At 68.0% G+C, this 20,113-nt stretch carries 13 protein-coding genes; 11 read left to right on the top strand and 2 right to left on the bottom strand.

Annotated features, from left to right (window positions below; all coding sequences use genetic code 11):
- Positions 1-2: 2 nt before the first annotated feature.
- Positions 3-1,424, bottom strand: a complete 1,422-nt coding sequence (locus QM721_RS06855) for a glycoside hydrolase family 3 N-terminal domain-containing protein (RefSeq protein WP_415120322.1) — start codon at positions 1,422-1,424, stop codon at positions 3-5.
- 115 nt (positions 1,425-1,539) lie between these two features.
- Complete coding sequence (locus QM721_RS06850) at positions 1,540-4,530, bottom strand: alpha-mannosidase (RefSeq protein ID WP_415120320.1); 2,991 nt, start codon at positions 4,528-4,530, stop codon at positions 1,540-1,542.
- 163 nt (positions 4,531-4,693) lie between these two features.
- On the opposite strand from QM721_RS06850, the gene QM721_RS06845 reads away from it, so the two are divergent.
- From QM721_RS06845 to QM721_RS06795, 11 genes are all read left to right on the top strand, one after another.
- The gene (locus QM721_RS06845) at positions 4,694-5,863 is read left to right on the top strand and encodes an ROK family protein (protein WP_415120318.1); all 1,170 of its coding nucleotides are present in this window, start codon (positions 4,694-4,696) and stop codon (positions 5,861-5,863) included.
- A 67-nt stretch (positions 5,864-5,930) separates the two neighbouring features.
- The gene (locus QM721_RS06840) at positions 5,931-7,319 is read left to right on the top strand and encodes an extracellular solute-binding protein (RefSeq protein ID WP_415120316.1); all 1,389 of its coding nucleotides are present in this window, start codon (positions 5,931-5,933) and stop codon (positions 7,317-7,319) included.
- A gap of 6 nt (positions 7,320-7,325) precedes the next feature.
- Positions 7,326-8,315, top strand: a complete 990-nt coding sequence (locus QM721_RS06835) for a carbohydrate ABC transporter permease (RefSeq protein ID WP_415120314.1) — start codon at positions 7,326-7,328, stop codon at positions 8,313-8,315.
- On the top strand, positions 8,315-9,157 hold the full coding sequence (locus QM721_RS06830) for a carbohydrate ABC transporter permease (RefSeq protein WP_415120312.1): 843 nt from the start codon (positions 8,315-8,317) through the stop codon (positions 9,155-9,157). Before QM721_RS06835 ends, QM721_RS06830 begins: the two co-directional genes overlap by 1 nt.
- Positions 9,154-10,446, top strand: a complete 1,293-nt coding sequence (locus QM721_RS06825; protein ID WP_415120310.1) for an alpha-L-fucosidase — start codon at positions 9,154-9,156, stop codon at positions 10,444-10,446. Before QM721_RS06830 ends, QM721_RS06825 begins: the two co-directional genes overlap by 4 nt.
- The gene (locus QM721_RS06820) at positions 10,443-12,923 is read left to right on the top strand and encodes a glycoside hydrolase family 2 protein (protein WP_415120308.1); all 2,481 of its coding nucleotides are present in this window, start codon (positions 10,443-10,445) and stop codon (positions 12,921-12,923) included. Before QM721_RS06825 ends, QM721_RS06820 begins: the two co-directional genes overlap by 4 nt.
- Positions 12,924-13,071: 148 nt before the next feature.
- The gene (locus tag QM721_RS06815; protein WP_415120306.1) at positions 13,072-15,312 is read left to right on the top strand and encodes a glycoside hydrolase family 3 protein; all 2,241 of its coding nucleotides are present in this window, start codon (positions 13,072-13,074) and stop codon (positions 15,310-15,312) included.
- 231 nt (positions 15,313-15,543) lie between these two features.
- Complete coding sequence (locus tag QM721_RS06810; RefSeq protein ID WP_415120304.1) at positions 15,544-16,638, top strand: HD domain-containing protein; 1,095 nt, start codon at positions 15,544-15,546, stop codon at positions 16,636-16,638.
- A gap of 147 nt (positions 16,639-16,785) precedes the next feature.
- Complete coding sequence (gene dnaG, locus QM721_RS06805) at positions 16,786-18,651, top strand: DNA primase (protein ID WP_415120302.1); 1,866 nt, start codon at positions 16,786-16,788, stop codon at positions 18,649-18,651.
- Positions 18,652-18,755: 104 nt separating this feature from the next.
- Positions 18,756-19,556 (top strand): sigma-70 family RNA polymerase sigma factor, encoded by an 801-nt coding sequence (locus QM721_RS06800; RefSeq protein ID WP_415120300.1) that lies wholly within the window; start codon positions 18,756-18,758, stop codon positions 19,554-19,556.
- Positions 19,557-19,590: 34 nt separating this feature from the next.
- The gene (locus QM721_RS06795; RefSeq protein WP_415120298.1) at positions 19,591-20,106 is read left to right on the top strand and encodes a hypothetical protein; all 516 of its coding nucleotides are present in this window, start codon (positions 19,591-19,593) and stop codon (positions 20,104-20,106) included.
- The last annotated feature ends 7 nt before the right edge of the window (positions 20,107-20,113 follow it).

Genomic DNA, 20,113 nt, shown 5'->3' with positions numbered 1-20,113 from the left:
GCTCAGCCTGACCCATCGGCCAGCAACTGAATCAGGGCAAGTGCGGCGGCTCGGCCACTGCCATAGGTAACGACATCGATCCGGGCCGGCCCGTCGTGGTCAGGCCAGCCCAGCTCCACCATGAGGGCGTCGGGACGGCGCTCCAGCACTATCGCCGAGGCCGCGCGCAGAAACTCGACCCGATTCAGGTCGCGTCCCTGCACGACCAAGGGGCGATCTCGATGCTCGCCCAGTATCGCCGGCAAGGCGTCGATATCGTCGACGGTCAGGCAGGTCGCACCCGGGAGAGCATCAGCCACGTGCGCCGTCAGATGTTCTGCGATGCCCCACGGGGTTTGGCCGGCGGCCATGCTGGCCGGCGAACCGAGACGCAACAGCAGGGGTGCCGTCATCGGCGGCACCGGTCCACGGCGCCAGAACCCGTCCGGGGTCAACGCCGGCGGGGTGGGGGCGCCGGCGGTGCCGGACGCCCGAAGCCAGCGCACTCCCTCAGCCAGTGCGCCGACCCGTGCGGCAGCCTCGAACACCCGGTCGGTTGCCAGGCGGCCGTCGTCCAGCGCGTCGAGGATCTCATCCCGGACCCGTCGGACCTGCTCGTGGGTCAGGTCGTTGCCGAGGCAGAGCAGGTCGACCCCAGCCGCCAGCGCCAGCACCGCCGCGGCCGGCACGCCTCGTCCGGCACTCGCCCCGGCCATGTCGAGGGCATCGCTGACGATCGCGCCGGTGAAGCCGCAGCGACTCCGGAGTTCACCCAGCACCGCCGGACTGAACGTGGTCGGCCACTGGCTGTCGATGGCCGGAACCATCAAGTGCGAGGTCATTACGGCCAGGGTGCCGGCCCGCACGGCGGCCTCGAAGGGCGGCAATTCGCGCACGTCGAGTGTCGCCGCATCGGCGATCAGTGTGGGCAACGCGACGTGAGAATCGGTGGCGGTGTCGCCGTGACCGGGGAAGTGCTTGGCGCTGGCGCCGACGCCGGCGGACTGCAGGCCGCGGGTGTAGGCGGCGACATGCCGAGAGACCACGGTGGCATCGGCACCGAAGCTGCGGACGCCGATCACCGGGTTGCGTGGGTTCGAGTTCACGTCGGCGTCCGGGGCCACGTTGAGGTCGATTCCAACGGCCCGCAGTTCGGCTCCGATCGCGGCAGCGACAGTCTCGGTGAGCGTCTCGTCATCAAGGCGCCCGAGATAGGCCATCGAAGGGTAGGGAGAACCTTCCCGGTGATGCAACCGGGTTACGTCACCGCCCTCCTCGTCGGTCGCCACCACGGCATTCGGGTTGGCGGCATGAATGGCGTCGGTGAGCTCGCGAAGCTGCGCGGGGTTATCGATGTTGCTGCCGAACAGGCAGACCCCGCCGAGCCCATCGGCTAATTCCTCGGCCAGCCAGGCCGGCAGCCTCGGCCCGCTGAAACCGGGCATCAGGGTCGCATTGACCGCGCGCCGCAGCCTCGGATCGAGGTCTGCGCCACTTCCGCTAAGACCGGTCGTCGACTCGCGTTGTCGGCTGGTAGCTCCCATCGTCGGCAACGTCCTTTCAGCGTGAGATCCGCAGTGTCGCCACTTCGAAAGGCCGCAGTTCTAACCAGACCGAGAAGCCGTCCGAACGCCAAGACGCCTCCACTGCCTCACCGGGCCGCTCCAGCAGATCAGCACGATGCACCTGCCGGGCCACGACGCCGACGGCCAGTTCGGTTGTCGTCCGCCGTCCCTGCGCCTCGTACACCCGGACGACCAGGTCGCCCGAGCGATCGTCGGCGAGCTTCACCGCACTGACCAGCACGCCGGGCGTGGCGACCTCGACCAGGGCGGGCAGGCTCGCGCCGCTGCCCGCGCGGGCCGGCAGGTTGACCTGGTAGCCAGCCTGGGTGGCGGTGCCGGGATCGGCGCCCACCAGAACTCCGAGGCGCATCCGCTGGGTCCCGATGTCGGTGCGGGGGTCTGGGTAGCGGGGGGCGCGCAGCAGTGAGAACCGGGCGTCCTGGGTGATCCGGCCGTCGCGTTCCACCCGGGTGACGTCGAAGCCGTAGCTGGAATCGTTGACGAAGGCGACCCCGAAGCCAGGCTCCTGCACCAGGAACCAGCGTTGTGCATGGGTCTCGAAACGGGCGTCCTCCCACGAGGTGTTGTCGTGGGTGGTGCGCGACTGGTGGCCGAACTGGGTCTCGGCGATCGCGGTGTCGGCGAAGACGTCCACTGGGAAGGTGAGCTTGAGGAACTTCTCTTGTTCGTGCCACTCGATCACGTTGTCGATCAGCAGCACGCGGCCGTCGTCGTCGAGCGAGAGTCGCTGTTCGACGCTGGAGGCGCCGAAGGTTCGGGTGATCACGACGGTGTCGCCGTCCAGCCCGATGCTGGTCAGCGAAGTCAGACCGGTGCACTGCCGCCGGTAGTTGGCGTCGACGTCCCAGGCGTCCCAGACGTGCGGAAAGTCCTGGTGCAGTTGCAGCAGGTTGCCCCGTGTGCCGGACGGAATGGCGTCACGTCCACTGGCGAGGTCGACCGCGCTGGTGACCAGGCCGTCGGCGTCAACGATGATCCGGACGAACTCGCTGGCCAGCACGAAACCGTCAGGATCGGTGCTCACCTGTCGCGGTGCCCGCACCGCCGGTGCGGCGCTGCCGGCCGGAACCCCGGCTTGGGCCACCGGGGATCCGTTGATCGCCAGCGGGCCCTCGCCCAGGCTCACCCCCAGCGCGGCGAGAGCGTCGGCGATGATCCCCTCCAGCCGAGCCGCTAGCTCGGCGTACTTCTCACGGGCCTGTCGATGCACCCAGGCGATCGACGAGCCGGGCAGGATGTCGTGAAACTGGTGCAGCAGCACGTCGCGCCAGATCTGATCGAGCGCGTCGTATGGGTAGGGGTGACCAGCCCGGACGGCTGCTACGGCCGACCACAGCTCGGCCTCGGCCAGCAGCGCCTCGCTGCGCCGGTTGCCCTGCTTCATCGCATGCTGCGAGGTGTAGGTGCCGCGGTGCCGTTCCAGGTATAGCTCGCCGCGCCAGACTGCGGGCTCGGGCAGTTCGGCCCGGGCCTGCGCGAAGAAGACATCAGGGTGCTCCCAGGCCACCCGTGGGCTGCCTTCGAGGTTCGCCAGCCGCTTCGCCCGCGCGACCATTTCGCGCGTTGTGCCTCCGCCGCCGTCGCCGTAGCCGGTGGGGGCCAGCGAAGTCGAGCCGACCGCCTTCTCCCGGTATTGCCGGGCGGCCCGGGCCAGCTCCTCGGCGTTCAGTTCGGAGTTGTAGGTATCCATCGGGGGAAAGTGGGTGAAGATCCGGCTTCCGTCGATGCCCTCCCACATGAAGGTGTGATGCGGGAACCGGTTGCGTTCGTTCCAGGAGATCTTCTGGGTCAAGAACCACTCGTAGCCGGCGCCGCGCAGCAACTGCGGCAGCGCGGCGGAGTACCCGAAGGAGTCGGGCAGCCAGGCGCCCTTGCACTCCAGGCCGAACTCCTCGCGGAAGAAGCGCTGGCCATAGCTGAACTGTCGGATCATCGCCTCGCCACCGGGCAGCACGGCGTCGCATTCGACCCACATGCCGCCGACCGGGACGAATCGGCCTTCGGCCACTGCTTGCCGGACGATCGCGAACACTTCAGGGCGATGCTGCTTCAGCCAGGCGTACTGCTGGGCGCTCGACATGGCGTAGACGAACTCGTCGTGGTCCTCGATCAGCCGCACCATGGACGTCGTGGTCCGGGCCACCTTGCGCACCGTCTCGCGCAGCGGCCACAGCCAGGCGGAGTCGATGTGGGCGTGGCCGACCGCTGAGACCCGGTGCGCGGAGGCGGACGCCGGGCTGGCCAGCACGTCGGCCAGCCGCTCCCGGGCCTGGACGGCCGTGCCGGCGACGTCCTGAAGATCGACCAGGTCGAGGGCCCGGTCGACGGTGTAGAGAATGCGCGCCCGGCGCTCCGAATCGCTGGGCAGTTGCCCGGCCAGGTCGATCAGCACCTCCACGTCGTGAACCAGTTCGAACACGTCGGCGTTGAACGCCGCCACGTCACAGCGCCCGAGCCGGTAGAGCAGTTCCTCGCCGGCGGTGCTCCAGTCGCCCAGCTCGGTGGGGTGGAACATCTCCACCTCCGGGTTGGCGGCGGCCTCGACGTAAAACGTGATCGGCTCGCAGCCCGCGGCCTTCTTGGCGACTGGGATCCACTGTGCGCGGGGGTGCAGTGAGCGCACTGGCTGCCCATCGGCGGTGTACACCAGGCCTTCGGCCTGGAACCCCGTCTTGTTGATGTCGAAACCAAGGTCGAACAGCACCTCGACCTGTCGACCGGCGAAGGCCGCCGGCACCTCACCGGTGACGCGGAACCAGGTGGTGTCCCAGGCGCGTCCCCATTGCTCGCCGACGGTGCTGGGCCGGTAATCCGCGGCGAGGGCCTGTGCCACCGGGATCGGTTCGCCGTTCACCCGGAAGCTGGCCACCTCGAGCCGCTGGCCGGGCGAGTGGACGGCCGGACGGAGTCGTTCGGCAAGGACGCGCCGGGCGCGATACAGCATGAGGTCGAGGTTGTCGTGCATCGCATCTCTCTAGCCGGTCGGAATGGGGCGATGGATCGCGTGTCAGCCTAGGGCAGAGCAGGCCGAAAATCACCGGGCACGAGGTAATGACATGGTCGTTTTCATACGGTAGCCTCCCTTCTCATTAGGCGTCGTCAAACCCTCAGCGAGAGTGGGTTCGGGCATGCAGAACGGTGGGCTTTCCGCGAAGGAGCGGGCCGTCATCGGGTGTCTGCTTGCCCGTGGGTCGGCGTCGCGACCCGATCTTGCGGTGGCGGTCGGCATGTCGAAGCCGGCCATGCGAGAACTCGTCGGGCGCCTGTGCGAGTCCGGCCTGTTGCGCGAGATCGGTGAAATACCCTCCGGGCGGAGGGGAGCAGACCCGGTGCACTTCCGGGTTGCCACCGAACGTGCCTATTGCGCCGGAGTGGAGTTGCGGGGCAACGTCGCCCGGGCCATGGTCAGCGATCTGTCCGGAGCGCCGCTGGCGACCGCTGAGAAGGCAGAACCAGGTTCGGACGGCGAACGCTTCACCTCGGTGGTGCGGCTGGCGGCCAGGCGTGCCGGTATTAGGTCACAGGATCTGGCCAAGGTGGTGGTGGGTGTGCCTGGCGTGGTCACCCCGGACCACGACCTCGACTTCGTGGCCGAAAGGCCCGAGCTTGCGCCCGGCTTCCGCGACCAACTCAGTGCGGCGCTCGGCCGCACCGTCGAACTCGAGAACGACATGAATCTGGCGGCGATCGCCGAGGCTCGCCTGGGTGCGGGCCGCGGCGCGGCCAGCTTTACCTTGCTGGTGCTCGACGAGGCGATCGCGGTCGCCAGCGTGATCGAAGACCGGTTGATCCGGGGCGCCCATGGTTACGCCGGTGAACTGGGGCTCATCCCCGGCTTCGAGGTCGCGCCCGGGGTGGCCATTCCCGGCATCCACACTCTGGTCGGCTCTGCGGGGCTGGAACGACTGGCTGCCTCGGTCGGCCGCTCTGTGGCCGGGTTGGTCGCCGATGAGTCGGCTCCCGGCACGGCGGTGGCTCAGGCTCGGCAGCATCTGATCAACCGGGTGGCCCACCTCGCCGCCGTGGTGTGCGCGGTCACCGATGCCGAGCGAATTCTGCTGGCAGGGATCACTGCTCGTGCCGGTGGGGCGCAGCTGGCGGTGGCCGTCCGCCGCGTGCTGAGAGAGCGCACCGGCATGCGTGCCCGGGTCAGCCTCGCCGAGATCGGCCCACAATCGGTGGCCACGGGGGCTCTCATCCTCGCGGTCGACGCAGCAAGGACCACAGTTTTCGGCGGGTCATTGAACCCGAAAAAGGCGGAAAAGGAGGATGACTCGACAGGTTCGGTCGTGGCCTGACGGCCAGGGCAGCGTAGATCCCCGGGTGCAGAGAGCGTCCAGGATCAAGACATCAAAAGGACACCCAATGAAGTTCATATTCCCAGGCGCGCGGCGGCTGGCCGCGTCCACCCTCGGCGTCGCGCTCATGGTTTCGCTCGCCGCATGCGGGGTCGGCGGCAGCGGTGGCACCACGACCAGCAGCCAGGCCAAGGCCGGCAACTGCACACTGAGCGACGAGGTGAGCAATGACAAACCGCTCACCGGCACTCCTTCGGGAGAGATCACCTTCCAGACCACGGCTCTCAAGCAGTCCTTCGAGCCCTACTTCACCGAGCTGATCAAGGAATTCGAGGCCAAATACCCCGGTACCACGGTCAAGTGGCAAGACGACCCCGGTGACGCCTCCTTCACCCAGCGACTGGTCACTGACGCCCAGACCTGCCAACTGCCCGACGTGGTGAACCTCAATCAGCAGACGGCCTACGCCCTGTTCCGAGAGAACTTTCTGCTGAACTTCTCCAAGAAGGCGCCTGATTACGGCAGCGAATTCATTCCGTCGATCTGGAACTCGATCAAATTCCACGGCTCCGATGACCACTTCATGCTGCCGTGGTATTGGGGTCTCACCGGCATTCAGATCTACAACAAGGATCTGCTCAGCAAGGCCGGCCTTGATCCGGCGAAGCCGCCGACCACGGTGATGGAGCAGTTCGACCAGGCCGCTCAGATCGCCAAGAACGCCAATGGCGACTTCTACGCCTTCCCGGCCAATCCTGCCAGCCGCGTACCGTCCGACTGGCAGGTGATGGACGCCCAGATCATGAACGCCGATCAGACCGAGTTCACCTTCGCCCAGGACCAGAAGGTCGTCACCTGGCTCACCCGACTCGCCGAGCTCTACAAGGCCGGCGCGATGCCCAAGGACACCTTGTCGAGCGATGCCGACGTCACCAAGCTGTACTCGGCGGGCACCGTCGCCTGGGGTTCCAACGTGCTCAGCTTCTTGCGGTACGTGAAGGACACCAACGAGAAGGTGTACAAGACCTCCGGCGTGGCTCCGCTTCTCGATGCGCGCGGCAAGGCGTTCCAGGAGGGGCAGTTCATCTCGGTCGCCTCGACCTCGAAGAACCCGGTCACGGCGATGGCCTTCGCGCAGTTCATGCTGCAGACCGATTGGCAGTCCAAGTTCGTCGCCGATGAGCGAGTGGCGATCTTCCCGTCCACTCCGGACTCGTTCAAGATCGACAAATTCACCAAGATTGACACCAGCACCCCGCTGGGCCAGGCGACGAAGCTCTCGGTGGAGTTGGCGCAAACCGCTGAGAACACCTTCCTGTTCAACTGGTCGGACGCCGTTCAGCAGGCTGTGGTGGCGGAGCTCCAAAAGGCTGTCTCTGGAAGCAAATCGCCAACCGACGCGCTCGAGGCGGCTCAGAAGGCTGCCAACGCCGTGCTGAAGCGCCAAAACAGGTAGTCAACCGTGTCCGCAACCACAGTCCAGGGTTCCTCCTCGGCGGGTCGGCGGCCAGGGTCGGATCGGGGGCACGGCCCCCGATCCGGCCTGCGGCGCCGTGGCCGGCCGGGCACCGGCGCGGCGCTGTATCGGCCGTGGTGGATGCCGCTGCTCTGGGTCGCGCCATCGGTCATTCTGACGCTGGTGTTCGGCCTCTTCCCGTTCATCAACACGGTCGTGCTGTCGTTCACCGACGCCCGCCCGTTGGGCGGCGGCGGCGATTGGGTCGGGTTTCAGAACTACGTGGATCTGCTGACCGACGAGAACTTCTGGCTGGCCACCCGGAACTCGGTGCTCTACGCCGTCGTTGCGGTCCCGCTGCTGGTTCTGCTTCCGCTGATGCTGGCCCAGTTGGTGTACCGCCACATTGCGGGCATCGGGTTCTTTCGCACGGCCTTCTACACCCCGGTGATCGCATCCGTGGTCGCTGTCGCGTTGGTCTGGCAGAACCTGTTCAGCGATCGAGGCCCGATCAACACGTTCCTGAAGACGTTCGGTCTCACCGAGCCCATTCCGTTTTTGTCCGAGCCGGCGCTGATTCTGCTATCGGCAATCCTGCTCACGGTCTGGAAGGGCCTGGGCTGGTACATGATCTTCTACCTGGCCGCGCTGGCGCAGATTCCGCCGGAACTGTACGAAGCGGCCGAGATCGACGGTGCCGGCCCGGTGCGGAGGTTCTTCCACATCACGGTACCCAGCGTCCGACTGACCATGCTGCTGATCGCGATCATGTCAGGCATCGGCTCGTTGCGGGTGTTCACCGAGGTGTTCATCCTCGGTGGCCCCACTGGTGGCCCTGGCGGTGAGGCACGCACGTTGCCGTTCTACATTCGCGACACGGCGCTCGACCCGATTGCCGGCAACGCTGGCTACGGTGCGGCGGTCTCGGTGGCCTTGTTCGTGCTGACGATCGGCCTGGCCATCGCTTCGCAGAAGCTCGGCGGGGAGGAAGAATAGTGAAGAAGAGAATCTCGCCGCGGCGCGTCCGCGGACTCGCCATCAGGTACCTGCTGCTGCTCATCATGCTGTTCATCACCGTCGGTCCGCTGGTGTGGCAGTTCACCTCGTCGATCAAGGGGCCCGAGGAGCCTCTGTTCGGCAGCGAAGCGACCCTGCTCCCGCAACAGCCGACCTTCCGCGCCTATTCGACTGTTTTCGACCAGGTCCCGATGGCCCTCTACATTCGCAACAGCCTGATCATGTGTCTGCTCACGGTGGCGTCGCAGGTCGTTTTTCCGACGCTGGCCGGATTCATGCTGTCGCGCAAGGAGTGGCGCGGACGCAAGTCGTACTACGCCTTGTTGATCGTGTCGATGATGTTCCCGTTCGAGTCGATCATGGTGTCGCTCTACATGCAGATTCAGAGCATGGGGCTGTCGAACAGCTTCATCGGCGTCTGGCTGCCGGGCGCCATCGGAGCGGTCAACGTGTTGCTGATGCGGGCGGCCTTCGCCGCCGTGCCGGACGCGATCGAAGAGGCCGCCATGCTCGACGGCGCAGGCGAGTTCCGACGGTTCTGGACGATCTATCTGCCGGCCGCCCGGGGAACCCTGGTGGTCGTCATCATCAACTCGTTCATCGCCGCCTGGGACGACTTCTTGTGGCCCTTCATCGTGTTGCGGTCTGAGGATCTCTACACCTTGTCGCTGGGCCTGTCCCGGCTGGCATCATCGTCGTTCGGTTTCGACCCACGCGTGGTGATGGCGGGTTCGATCATTGCGATCGTGCCGGTGCTGGCGCTGTTCATTGTGCTGCAGCGCTACTTCTTCAAGGGTGTCGAGGCAGGTGCCGTTAAGTGACCGGAGTCTCCGTTCACCCGATCCCAACCCCTGAGCAATTGGCGTGGCAGGGGCTCGGGGTCGGCATGTTCGTCCACTTCGGGCTGAACACCTTCCACGGCGTCGAATGGAGCGACGGCACGCTGCCGGCGTCGTCGTTCGATCCTTCGGAGCTGGACGCGGACGAGTGGGTCGAGGTGGCTGGCGCATTGGGCGCCCGCTACCTCGTCCTCACCGCCAAACATCACGACGGGTTCTGCCTGTGGCCCACCAGCACCACCGACTACTCGGTGGCTTCCTCGCCGTGGCGGCAGGGCCGCGGCGACGTCGTCGGTGACGTGGCGCAGGCCTGCGCCCGAGCCGGAATCGGGCTGGGTATCTACCTGTCGCCCTGGGACCGCAACCATCGCGCCTATCAACATCCGGATCGCTACGCCGAGGTCTACCGCCGTCAGGTGAACGAGTTGTGCACCGGCTACGGGCCGATCGTCGAGTTCTGGTTCGACGGGGCGGGCTCCGAAGGCTACCGCTACCGCTGGGACGAGGTGATGGCGGAGATTCACGGTCATCAACCCGGAGCAATGGTGTTCAACATGGGCAATCCGACCATCCGCTGGGTGGGCAACGAGAACGGGTTGGCGGCTGATCCGGTCGAATACGTCGTCGACCACGGCCAGATGAGCAACTACACGGTAGAGACCATCGATTACGCCGACGCGCTCTACCTGCCACCCGAATGCGATGTGTCGCTGCGGCGCGGCTGGTTCTGGGCGCCCGCCGACGAGCCGAAGACGCTGGAGCACCTGATGGCGGTCTACTACGGTTCGGTCGGCCTAGGAGCCGGCCTGCTGCTCAATGTCCCCCCAGACGATCGGGGCCGGATCGACCCCGCCGACGCCGCTCGGGCCCGGGAGTTCGGGGCCGAGGTCGAGCGCCGGTTCGGCCGGCCCACTGCCTTGTCGCTCACTGCTGTAGGTGAGGGTCGTTGGCGAGCCCGCACGGCTGACGGAGAGCCGATCAGCTTCGATCATGTCGAGTTGGTGGAGGACCTCACCGGTGGTCAGCTGATCACCGGCCACCGGATCGTTCTGGCTGGACGCGTTGTGGCGCAGGGCCTGACGGTGGGTGCCAAACGGCTTCAGATGCTCGGTGAGCAGGTGTCGTCGGCCGAGTTCGAGATCGAACTGTCCGGACGGCGAATCGGGGACTCGGGGCCGGCTCTGGCCTCGGTGACGGTTCACCGCACCGGGGTGTTGGCACCGCCCGCGGTGCCGGACGGCTACCTGGCACCGACCGAGTACCCCGAGTGAGCCCGCACGGGGGCGTCAAGCTCGACCTCGGGGCACTGGACTGGACGGTGCGCCTGTTGTCGCTTCGTGCGGCACCAGCCACGCTGGCGCCGGACGCCGACGTTGTGGCGCGGGCGACGGCCGGGGTGCCCGCGCGTGTGCCGGGGTGTGTGCACACTGACCTGTTGGCGGCCGGGCTGATCCCCGAACCTTTCCTGGACGGCGCCGAAGAAGAGGTGCGCTGGATCGGCGAGTCGGATTGGCGCTATCAGGCCTGGATCGACCTGCCCGACCTCGGCACTGACGCGCGCGACGAGTTGGTGCTGGAAGGCGTTCAGACGTGTGCCCGGGTGCTGATCGACGACCGCCCGGTCGCCTCGCTGGCGTCCATGCATCGGGAGCACCGGATCGACCCTGGCCCGGTGTCTTCCGGGCGGCACCTGCTCACCCTGGACTTCGCATCGGCGGCGCTGGCGATGATCGACGCCGACGACGGCACGCTGCCCTACGACTGGGCCTACCCCTACAACCGTGTGCGAATCATGGCCAGCAGCGTCGGCTGGGATTGGGGCCCCACGATGGTGTCTGCCGGCTTGTGGCGCTCGGCTCGGTGGGAACGGTGGACGGGGGCGCGGCTTTCGACCTCGGTACACACCGAACTCAGCGGCGACCGATCCGAGGGTGCCGTGGTGGTCGACGTCGACCTCGCCGGGGCGTGCGGCACGGTCGAGGTCGTCGTAGACGGGAGGACGGTCGCCGGCGGGATCAACGGCGCCGGGCAGGTTCGGGTCACGATGGCCAGCCCCCGGCTGTGGTGGCCGGCGGGGGAGGGCAGCCAGGATCGCTACCACGTCGAGGTACGGCTGGTCGGCACCGATCAGGTCGCGCGGCACCGGGTGGGGTTTCGGCACGTGGAACTCGACCTCTCACCCGATGAGCACGGCGAGGCGTTCCGGCTCGTGGTCAATGGGCGGGCGCTGTTCGCTCGCGGCGCGAACTGGATTCCGAACGACGCGCTGATAGCCCGTGCCGGATCGCACCGGGAACGCGTCGAGCAGGCGCGCGCTGCACACCTCAACCTACTGCGGGTCTGGGGCGGAGGCGTCTACGAAGACGACCGGTTCTACCAGGCCTGTGACGAACTTGGGGTGCTGGTGTGGCAAGACTTCGCGTTCGCCTGCGCCGCCTACCCCGAGACGCCGGAGATGGTGGCCGAGGTCGAGCAGGAGGCACGTTTCCAGGTGCGCCGACTACGCAGTCACCCCGCAGTGGTGCTGTGGAACGGCTCCAACGAGGCCCTGCAAGGCTGGGCGGACTGGGACTGGCCGGCCCGAGTCGGCGATCAGGGCTGGGGTGAGCACTACTACCGCCGGCTGCTCCCTGACGTCGTCGCCGTGGAGCACCCGGGAACGCCCTATCTGCCGTCCAGCCCGTTCTCGACGCTGGCCGGCGCCGGTGCGAACACCGACAGCTCGGGCACGGTGCACCTGTGGGACCAGTGGAACGTTCGTGACCACGCCAGCTATCGCGAGCACTTGCCCCGTTTTGTCGCCGAGTTCGGCCATCAGGCGCCCGCCATGACCTCCACGCTGCTGGCCGCCACCCGGGGTCGCGAAGGGCTGCGGCTGCCGTGTGTGGCGGGGCGGCAGAAGCAGCCGGAAGGCATGGAGCGAATCCGTGCCCGGATGGAGGGCAACCTGCCGTCCCCCCGCACCCTCGAGGCCTCCTTCGACGACTGGTCCTGGGCGGCGCAACTCAATCAGGCAGACGCTCTGACCACCGCTATCGAACACTTCCGGTCACACTGGCCGCGCACCGCCGGCGCCGTGGTGTGGCAGTTCAACGACTGTTGGCCGGCCGTCTCATGGTCGATCATCGACCACGCCGGGCGGCTCAAACCGGGCTACCACGCCGTGAAGCGCGCATTCAGCCCGCGGCTGGTCAGCCTGCAGCAGCGTGACGGCGAGCCGCACCTGGTGGTGATCAATGCCACGGGTCACGAGTGGTTTGCCGAGATCGACATCACTCGGCAACACGTCGCTGACGGAATGCTGGCCGGTGACCGGCTGCTGCTTTGTGTACCGCCCTCGGCGGTCGTTACGCGACGGCTCGACGTCGCCTTGGCCACGCCCCACTCACGCCGCGACGAAGTGCTGATAGCCCAGGACGCCTCCTGGCTGGATTCGCCGGTTGCCGAACGGCCCGCCGGCCGGGCCTGGCTGCCGCTGTGCCGGGCGGACGGCGTCCGGTGGCCCAAGCCGCAGGTGAGGATCGGCGAGCTGCGCCGGGCTGGGGACGCTGTGGTGGTCGACGTGCATGCCGAGGTGCTGGTCAGCAGCGTGACGCTTCTGGTCGACGCCCTGGGTGGCGATGCGGGGCTGCTGCCGGTGTTGCTACCGGGGGAGACCGGCCAACTGCTGGTCACCGGCACCACGTCCCTCGACGGCGCGGCGGCCCAGGCGTCCGTCCGAACCAGGAACCATCTGTGGCATCGCTGAGTGTTGGCTCGTGGGGCTTTCGTCGGTCGAATTTGTGCCTCGGCGGTGCGGCGACCACTGTTTCGACCACGTCGACCAGCATCGCTCAGCGTGAACGGCCGTTGATCGTTGGTCGGTGGAGCGTGCCGAGAACCAAGGAGCTGCCGTGGTGACAACGGTTTCGACCGGCTCGATCACGGCCGATGCCATGACGCTTCACGAGCAGGTGGGTCAACTGAACCAGCGGCTGCGTGGCTGGGATTGCATTGAACGACACGACGGCCGCTGGCGAGTCACCGACCGGCTGCGCGCCGAGATTGACCGGTTCGGCGGCATCGGCGCAATCTACGGGCTGTTCCGGGCCGACGCCTGGTCGGGGCGGTCGTGGGCCGACGGCGTGCTGCCGCAAGAGCGGGCCGAGGTGGCGGCGCTGGTCTGCGCCGAAGTGGCGTCACGATCCGCGCACGGTGTCGGGCCGCTGCTCGTCGAAGAAGCCCCGCACGGGCATCAGGCGCTCGGCGCGACCCTCCTGCCGGTGAACCTGGCGGTGGCGGCCGGGTGGGACACCGACGCCTACCAGGCAGCCTGTGCCGTCGTTGCGGCCCGACTACGAGCTGATGGAGTGCATCTGGCGCTGGTGTCGGCCTTGGACGTGCTGCGTGATCCGCGCTGGGGTCGTGCGGAAGAGACCTTCGGCGAGTCGCCGGCGCTTGCCGCGGCGTTCACCAGCGCGCTGGTCACCGGCATGCAAGGGGCCGATCGCTCGGCATTGGTCGACGGCACCGGCGTTGGCGTGGTGTTGAAGCACTTTGCCGCACAGGGCGAGGGGCAGGGCGGACGCAACGGACACCCGGCGGTGATCGGTCGTCGCGACCTGGCTGCTGTGCATCTGCCCGCCGCCCACGCGGGGGTGAACGCGGGCGCGGTCGGCGTGATGGCCGCCTACAACGACATCGACGGTGTTCCGTGCGTCGCCAACCACGCCCTATTGACCACGCTGCTGCGCGAGGAGTGGGGCTTCGACGGCCTGGTGATGGCCGACGGGCTGTCGATCGACCGGCTCGTCGACATGGTCGGATCGCTCACCTCCGCGGCCGCGACCGCGTTGACCGCGGGGGTCGACCTATCGCTGTGGGACGAAGCCTTCACCCGGCTTGAGGACGTGGCGGGTGCCGACGCCTCCTTGGCAGAGCGGGTCACCACCGCGTGTGCCAGGGTGCTTGCGGTCAAGTCGCGCTGCGGCGTGCTCGGAGCACCCGTCTTGAGCACTGATCGGCAGACGAATACCCCGGCGCCACAGGTCGTCCGCATAGACCGGCAATCTGCCGCTGCGGAGCCTGCGCCGGGCGCGAACCAGACAACGCCACGGGACGGTCTCTGGTCTCGGCGGTTGGCCCGCTCCGGGCCGATCCTGCTTACCAACTGTGATCGGGCACTTCCGCTGAGGCCCGGGCGCTGGCTGATCGGCGGCTCCCGGGCCGATGACGTCACTGCTCTGCTCGGCGACTACGTGCCGCCGGTGAATCCCCAGTCGCCACCCCCGACGGTCGCTGACGCCCTGGTCCGGCTGGCCGGGCAGGCCGGCAGCGAGGTGGTTCGAATCGGTGGCACCGGACGCTTCGACGGCGCGGTGGTGGTGCTGGGCGGATCCAGTCATCGCAGCTATGCCGATGATTTCGCAGCCAACGGAGCGCTGGCTGGCCCCGCCGCCGCCGACTGCGGTGAGGGAGTCGACCTGGCCGACATCCGGCTTCCGGCGGCGCAGATCGCGGAGCTGAACCGGGTGCGCGCCTTGGTTGAAGGGCCGGTGATCGCTGTGGTGATCGCCGGCCGCCCGATGGTGCTCACCGAGGTGGTGCAGCAGGCCGATGCGGTGTTGTTGGCCTACTACCCGGGGCCGTACGGCGGGGAGGCGATCGCGGAGATCCTGCTCGGCCTGGTCGAGCCGGCCGGACGGCTGCCGTCAACCCTGCCGGCGCACTCCGGAGTGCTGCCGGTGCGCCATGACGACCGGATGCCTGCGGTGTACGCCGACGTGCCGGCGCCGGTGCTCTTCGAGTTCGGTCACGGCCTCGGTTACGGCGACGGCCCCACTCTCTCGGTGGTGGAGGCGACCGTGACGCCGTTTGTGGTGCGTGTTCGAGTAGGGGTCGGTGTCGTCAGAGCCGGGACTGAGGTGATTCGGGTGCATGGCATTCGTCGAGGCGGCCTGACCTGGCCCGGCCAGGCGGATCTGCTCGCCTGGCGGCGCGTCACCTTCAGTGCCCCGGGCGACTACGAGGTGAGGTTCGAACTGCCCCCGGATCAGGTCTTCACCCAGCAGCCGGCCCCGCTGGCGCGGGTCGTCACCGAACTCCGCGTGGCAAGTGGCGCTGCCAAGTACTCGGCGGTGCTGGTTGAGCCTGCTTAAGGAAGCGCTGGTCTTCGCTGGTCGAGCTTGTCGAGACCTCGAATATGCCACTCCGGCAAGGGGTTTCGATTGGCTCAACCAGCCGTTGGCGCGTGGATCAGTACTTCCCTGAACCTGCCGGACCAGGGTGTCGAATCCGTGCCCGACGGTTTCGTCGCGCTGATCCGCCGGCGGCTCAGCGCTGTGCGGCGCGTCCCCGGCCCCGGCCGACCGCTCTGACAGGATGGGGCCATGCCGGAACTTCCGCCAAGAGCCATCGCCTGGGCCCAGACCATGGCCGGGCACCCGGGTGATGAACTGGTGCGCGCGCATCGCGACCCGGGCGCGCGACTGCCACTGCAGGTTCCGGTGTTGCGCGAACAGCGCCAAGAATGGGAAGCCGAGCACTTGACGGCGGGGGCGACGCTGGCTCTGGGAGCTGGTCATCGTGCCCGGCCGGAGCAGCCTGACCCGGAGCGCACGTGCTTCGAGCGTGACCGTGACCGCATTGTGCACTCATCGGCGTTTCGGCGGCTCGCCGGCAAGACGCAAGTCGTGGTGTACCCCACCGACCACCAGCGCACGCGGCTCACCCACGCACTCGAGGTGGCTCAGGTGGCCACGTCCATCGCCCGCGGCGTGGGAGCGAACGTGACCCTGGCCGAAGCCATCGCGCTGGGGCACGACTGCGGGCACGGGCCGGGCGGGCACGCCAGCGAGGATGCCTTCGATGCGTTTCTGCCCCAGGGCTACGACCACGGGCCTTGGGGGGCCGACGTGGTGCTGACCCCGCTCAATCTGTGCCGCGAAACCCTGGACGGCATCCGGAACCATTCCTGGTCACGTCCGACTCCGGCCACGGTCGAGGGCGAGATCGTCAGTTGGGCCGATCGCATTGCCTACTGCGCCCACGATCTCGAAGACGCAGTCGGAGCCGGCATCGTGGCCGTGTCCGACCTGCCGCGCAGCGTTACCGAGCTGACTGGGTCGACCCGGCGCGAACAGCTCAGCGCGTTCATTCGCGAGGTGATCGGCACCACGGTTCGCACCGGCGAGATCGGCATGGGCATCGACGTCGCCGGGGCATTGGCCGAGTTGCGGGGGTTCAACTACGAGCGGATCTACACCCGCCCTGAGTCGCTGGCGCAGTCTGACGCCGTGGTGGCCGTGCTCCAGGCCCTGGTGTCGTTCTATCTCGAACACCCCGACTCCTTGCCGATGCCGTCCGAGGCCGATCCGGTGCATGCGGCCGTGGCCTACGTGGGCGGCATGACCGACCGGTTCGCGTTCGGCACCGCGGTCGAGCTGCTGGGATGGAATCGTGACCGGCTACCGCGGCCCGCGTGAACGCGGTGTGAAATGTTCGCGCCAGTGGTGAGGGGCCAGCCGGGCTGAGGGGGGCGGTGCGTCACGAGTGCGAAGAAATCACACTGCCTTGGCCCTAGCCATGAGGTGGGCCCCGGTGCCGAACGGTGGGGCCGTACACTGCCGGGTGTGCCGGGGCTGATCAACGAGGAAGATCTGGCGACCGTCCGCGAGCGCGCCCGCATCGAGGATGTCGTCGGTTCGTACGTGACCCTGCGCCCCGGCGGTGGTGGCGCTCTGGTCGGGCTGTGCCCGTTTCACGACGAGAAGACACCGTCTTTCCGAGTCACGCCGGCGCGCGGGTTCTACTACTGCTTCGGGTGTAACCAGGGCGGCGACGTCATCAAATTCGTCGAAGAGATCAACAACTCCAGCTTCGTCGAGGCGGTCGAGTTTCTGGCCGACCGGGTGGGGGTGCAACTGCGCTTCACCGAGGGCGGCGTGGGCAATCGGGTCGAGCCGGGGCTGAGGTCCCGCATTCTTGAGGCGAACCGGTTGGCCGCTGAGTTCTTCGCCGAGCAGCTCTCCTCGCCCGAAGCCGTGACGGGGCGTCAGTTTCTGGCCGAGCGCGGCTTCGACCGCGACGCCGCCGAACACTTTGGTGTCGGTTTCGCCCCCATGGGCGGACGCGACCTGGCCAAGCACCTGCGCGCGCACAAGTTCACCGACGACGAACTGGTCAAGGCCAGTTTGATTCGCGAAGGCGGTGGCTGGGACTACTTCCAGGGCCGGCTGCTGTGGCCCATCCGCGATGCCGGACGTTCTGTGCTGGGCTTCGGCGCGCGGCGCTTGTTCGACGACGACCGCATGCCCGCCAAGTACATCAACACCCGCGAGACCCCGGTGTACAAGAAGTCGAACGTTCTGTACGGCCTCGACCTGGCACGGCAGCACATCGCCAAGAAGAACCAGGCGGTGATCGTCGAGGGCTACACCGACGTGATGGCGGCCCACCTGTCGGGCGTCGACACCGCGGTGGCCTCGTGCGGCACGGCCTTCGGCGACGATCACGCCCGGCTGCTGTCGCGGCTGATCGGCTCCAGCGATGCACTGCGGGGCGAGGTTGTGTTCACCTTCGACGGCGACGCCGCTGGGCAGGCCGCCGCGCTCAAGGTGTTCTCGGGCGACCAGTTGTTCATCTCGCAGACCTACGTGGCCATCGAGCCGACCGGCCTCGACCCCTGCGACCTCCGGATTCAGCAGGGCGAGGCAGCCGTGCGTGAACTGGTCGCGCGTCGTGAGCCGCTGTACCGCTACGTGATGGCTAACACCATCGCCGGCTTCGACCTCGACCGGGTCGACGGACGGCTGGGCGCGCTGCGGGCAGCGGCGCCCCTGGTGAATAGTGTGCGCGACTCGTCACTGGTCAGCGGCTACATTCATGAACTGGCCAAGATGCTCGGCACGGACGTCGACGAGGTGCGTCGCGAGGTGGCCCGGGCCGGCCGGCGGAAAGTGGCCCCTGCCACGCAGCGGCATCGCGAACCGGAGCCTCCGCCGGACGACCAGCCCTCGCTGGGGTTGCCGATGCCCGACCCTCGCGACCGCCGCCTCGAGGTGGAGCGCGGCACGCTGCGGCTCATCGTGCGCGCGCCCGAGGTGTTCGCCGACGCCTGGAACGGCGCTGCCGTCGACGACTTCACCCACCCGGCGTACCGGGCCCTGTTCGAGGCCGTGGTAGCCGCCGGTGCGCCGTCCGGTGTTTGGCCGCAGCCGGTGGTCCAGGCGGCGTCCGACCCCACGGTGGTGCAGGTGATCGCGGCGTTGGCCACTGAGTCGCTGCTGCGCCCGGCGAGCCCCGGCTATGCCGCCGAGTACGTCGCCAAGCTCCGGCTGCTCAGCGTGTCGCGCACCATTGCCGACCTGAAGTCGAAGCTGCAACGCACAAACCCGGTGGACGATCAGCTGCGCTACAACCGCATGTTCGCCAGCCTGCTCGAGCTGGAGAGGCAGCGCCGCGAACTCAGCGACGTGGCGGCCGGCCCGCCCGGCTGACCCGATTGTGAGTGGCCTGCCGAAATTTGTGTTGCCACGAGGCTGCCCACCCAGGCGGTGCGCGGCAACACCGCTGACAACACGTGTTGACGATCGTGGTGCCCATGACGACCACAACATTGCTGGGGGCCACCGACGAGATTCGACTGGCCCGAACCATTGAGGCCGGCCTGCTGGCCTCCGAGCTGATCGGCCGCGCCGACTTTGCCGTCGCAACGGCCGGCGAACTGGTGCAGGTCGAGCGGGCCGGGCGTGAGGCGTGGCAGCAGTTTCTGCTGGCGAACGTGCGGCTCGTGCAGTCGATCGCCACGCGTGCGGCAAGGCATAGCGACGCGCCGGTCGAAGACTTGTTCCAGGAGGGTTTCCTCGGGCTGGTCGAGGCCGTGCAGCGCTGGGACTGCCGGGCCGGCTATCGGTTCAGCACCTACGCCACGCCGTGGATCAAGCGGCGGGTGCAGAACGCCGCGGTTGCGTCGGTGCAGTGTGGGCCCGAGTCGGTTCGCACCCAGCAGCGGGCCAAGCGGGTGCGCAGCCTGGCCGATGAACTGGGGGCCGAACTGCGGCGGACGGCCACCGACGACGAGCTCGCCGATCTGTTCGGACGCTCATCGGGCTGGGTCACGCGGATGCGCGCCCTGCGATCGCATCTGCCGTTGCCAGCCGAACTGGCGGCCGAGCAGCCGATCCACGCCGAGGAACACTTCGAGCTGGCGAAGCTGCTGCGGTCGTTACCCTGGCCTGAAAATGAGGTGGTGCGCCGTCGCTTCGGGTTCGACGGTGAACCGCCGTTGCGGCAACGGACTGTCGCGCAAGAGCTCGGGTTGTCGCTCAGCACCCTGCGTCGGTACGAGGCGCGGGCGCTGCGCCGGTTGCGCGGATGGCTGCAGCACGACCTGGCCGCGTGACCGCTCGCGTTCTTTCGGCTGGCAGGATGGCGGCATGGGTCTGTTCGATCGGGCCGGGCTGCCGCGCGAAGAGTTCCGCAGCCTGGGGGAGTCCGTCGCGGGGCGCGTGTGGGTGCTGGCGTGGGCGCGCGGGCCGGCCGGCCCGGTGGTCGGGCTGGCCGGTCGGCTGGCAGTTCGGACGCCGGTCGGCTGGCGGTTCGTCGGTTGGCACCAGATCGACAGCGGCGGTTGGGACGCGGCGTCCGGACGCCTGCATTGGACGCTGATCGGCGGTGGTGCCGACGAGGTGGTGCTGGAAGCACCGGGGTCGTTGCCGGATCTGTTCCGCGAGCGGGTTGGCGCCAGCATCGTGCTGCAGGAGAGGTTCGAGATGTCGCGCGGACGGGCCGCGATCATCGTGGCCCGCCGCCGGCTCGATGACGATCAGGCCCCGTTGGTTTGGTCGGTGACCAGGCAGGGCGGAGATTTCGACGCGTCACAAATCGAGCGGGCAGGGGACGAACTGGCCCGGCTGAGGGCTGAGTACGACATCGCCACAGAGGTCTGGTAACGTATCT

Source organism: Micropruina sp. (genome assembly GCF_047602085.1).
Taxonomy (GTDB): domain Bacteria; phylum Actinomycetota; class Actinomycetes; order Propionibacteriales; family Propionibacteriaceae; genus Micropruina.
The sequence above is the reverse complement of the archived record's forward strand: the minus strand, read 5'-3'. Positions and strand labels throughout refer to the sequence as shown.

What these genes read in the sequence shown, in the direction of transcription:
- QM721_RS06800 (WP_415120300.1), top strand. Translation starts at nt 18,756, where the DNA reads ATGACGACCACAACATTGCTGGGGGCCACCGACGAGATTCGACTGGCC.
- QM721_RS06850 (WP_415120320.1), bottom strand. Translation starts at nt 4,530, where the DNA reads ATGCACGACAACCTCGACCTCATGCTGTATCGCGCCCGGCGCGTCCTT.
- QM721_RS06810 (WP_415120304.1), top strand. Translation starts at nt 15,544, where the DNA reads ATGCCGGAACTTCCGCCAAGAGCCATCGCCTGGGCCCAGACCATGGCC.
- QM721_RS06840 (WP_415120316.1), top strand. Translation starts at nt 5,931, where the DNA reads ATGAAGTTCATATTCCCAGGCGCGCGGCGGCTGGCCGCGTCCACCCTC.
- QM721_RS06855 (WP_415120322.1), bottom strand. Translation starts at nt 1,424, where the DNA reads ATGCCCGGTTTCAGCGGGCCGAGGCTGCCGGCCTGGCTGGCCGAGGAA.
- QM721_RS06845 (WP_415120318.1), top strand. Translation starts at nt 4,694, where the DNA reads ATGCAGAACGGTGGGCTTTCCGCGAAGGAGCGGGCCGTCATCGGGTGT.
- QM721_RS06795 (WP_415120298.1), top strand. Translation starts at nt 19,591, where the DNA reads ATGGGTCTGTTCGATCGGGCCGGGCTGCCGCGCGAAGAGTTCCGCAGC.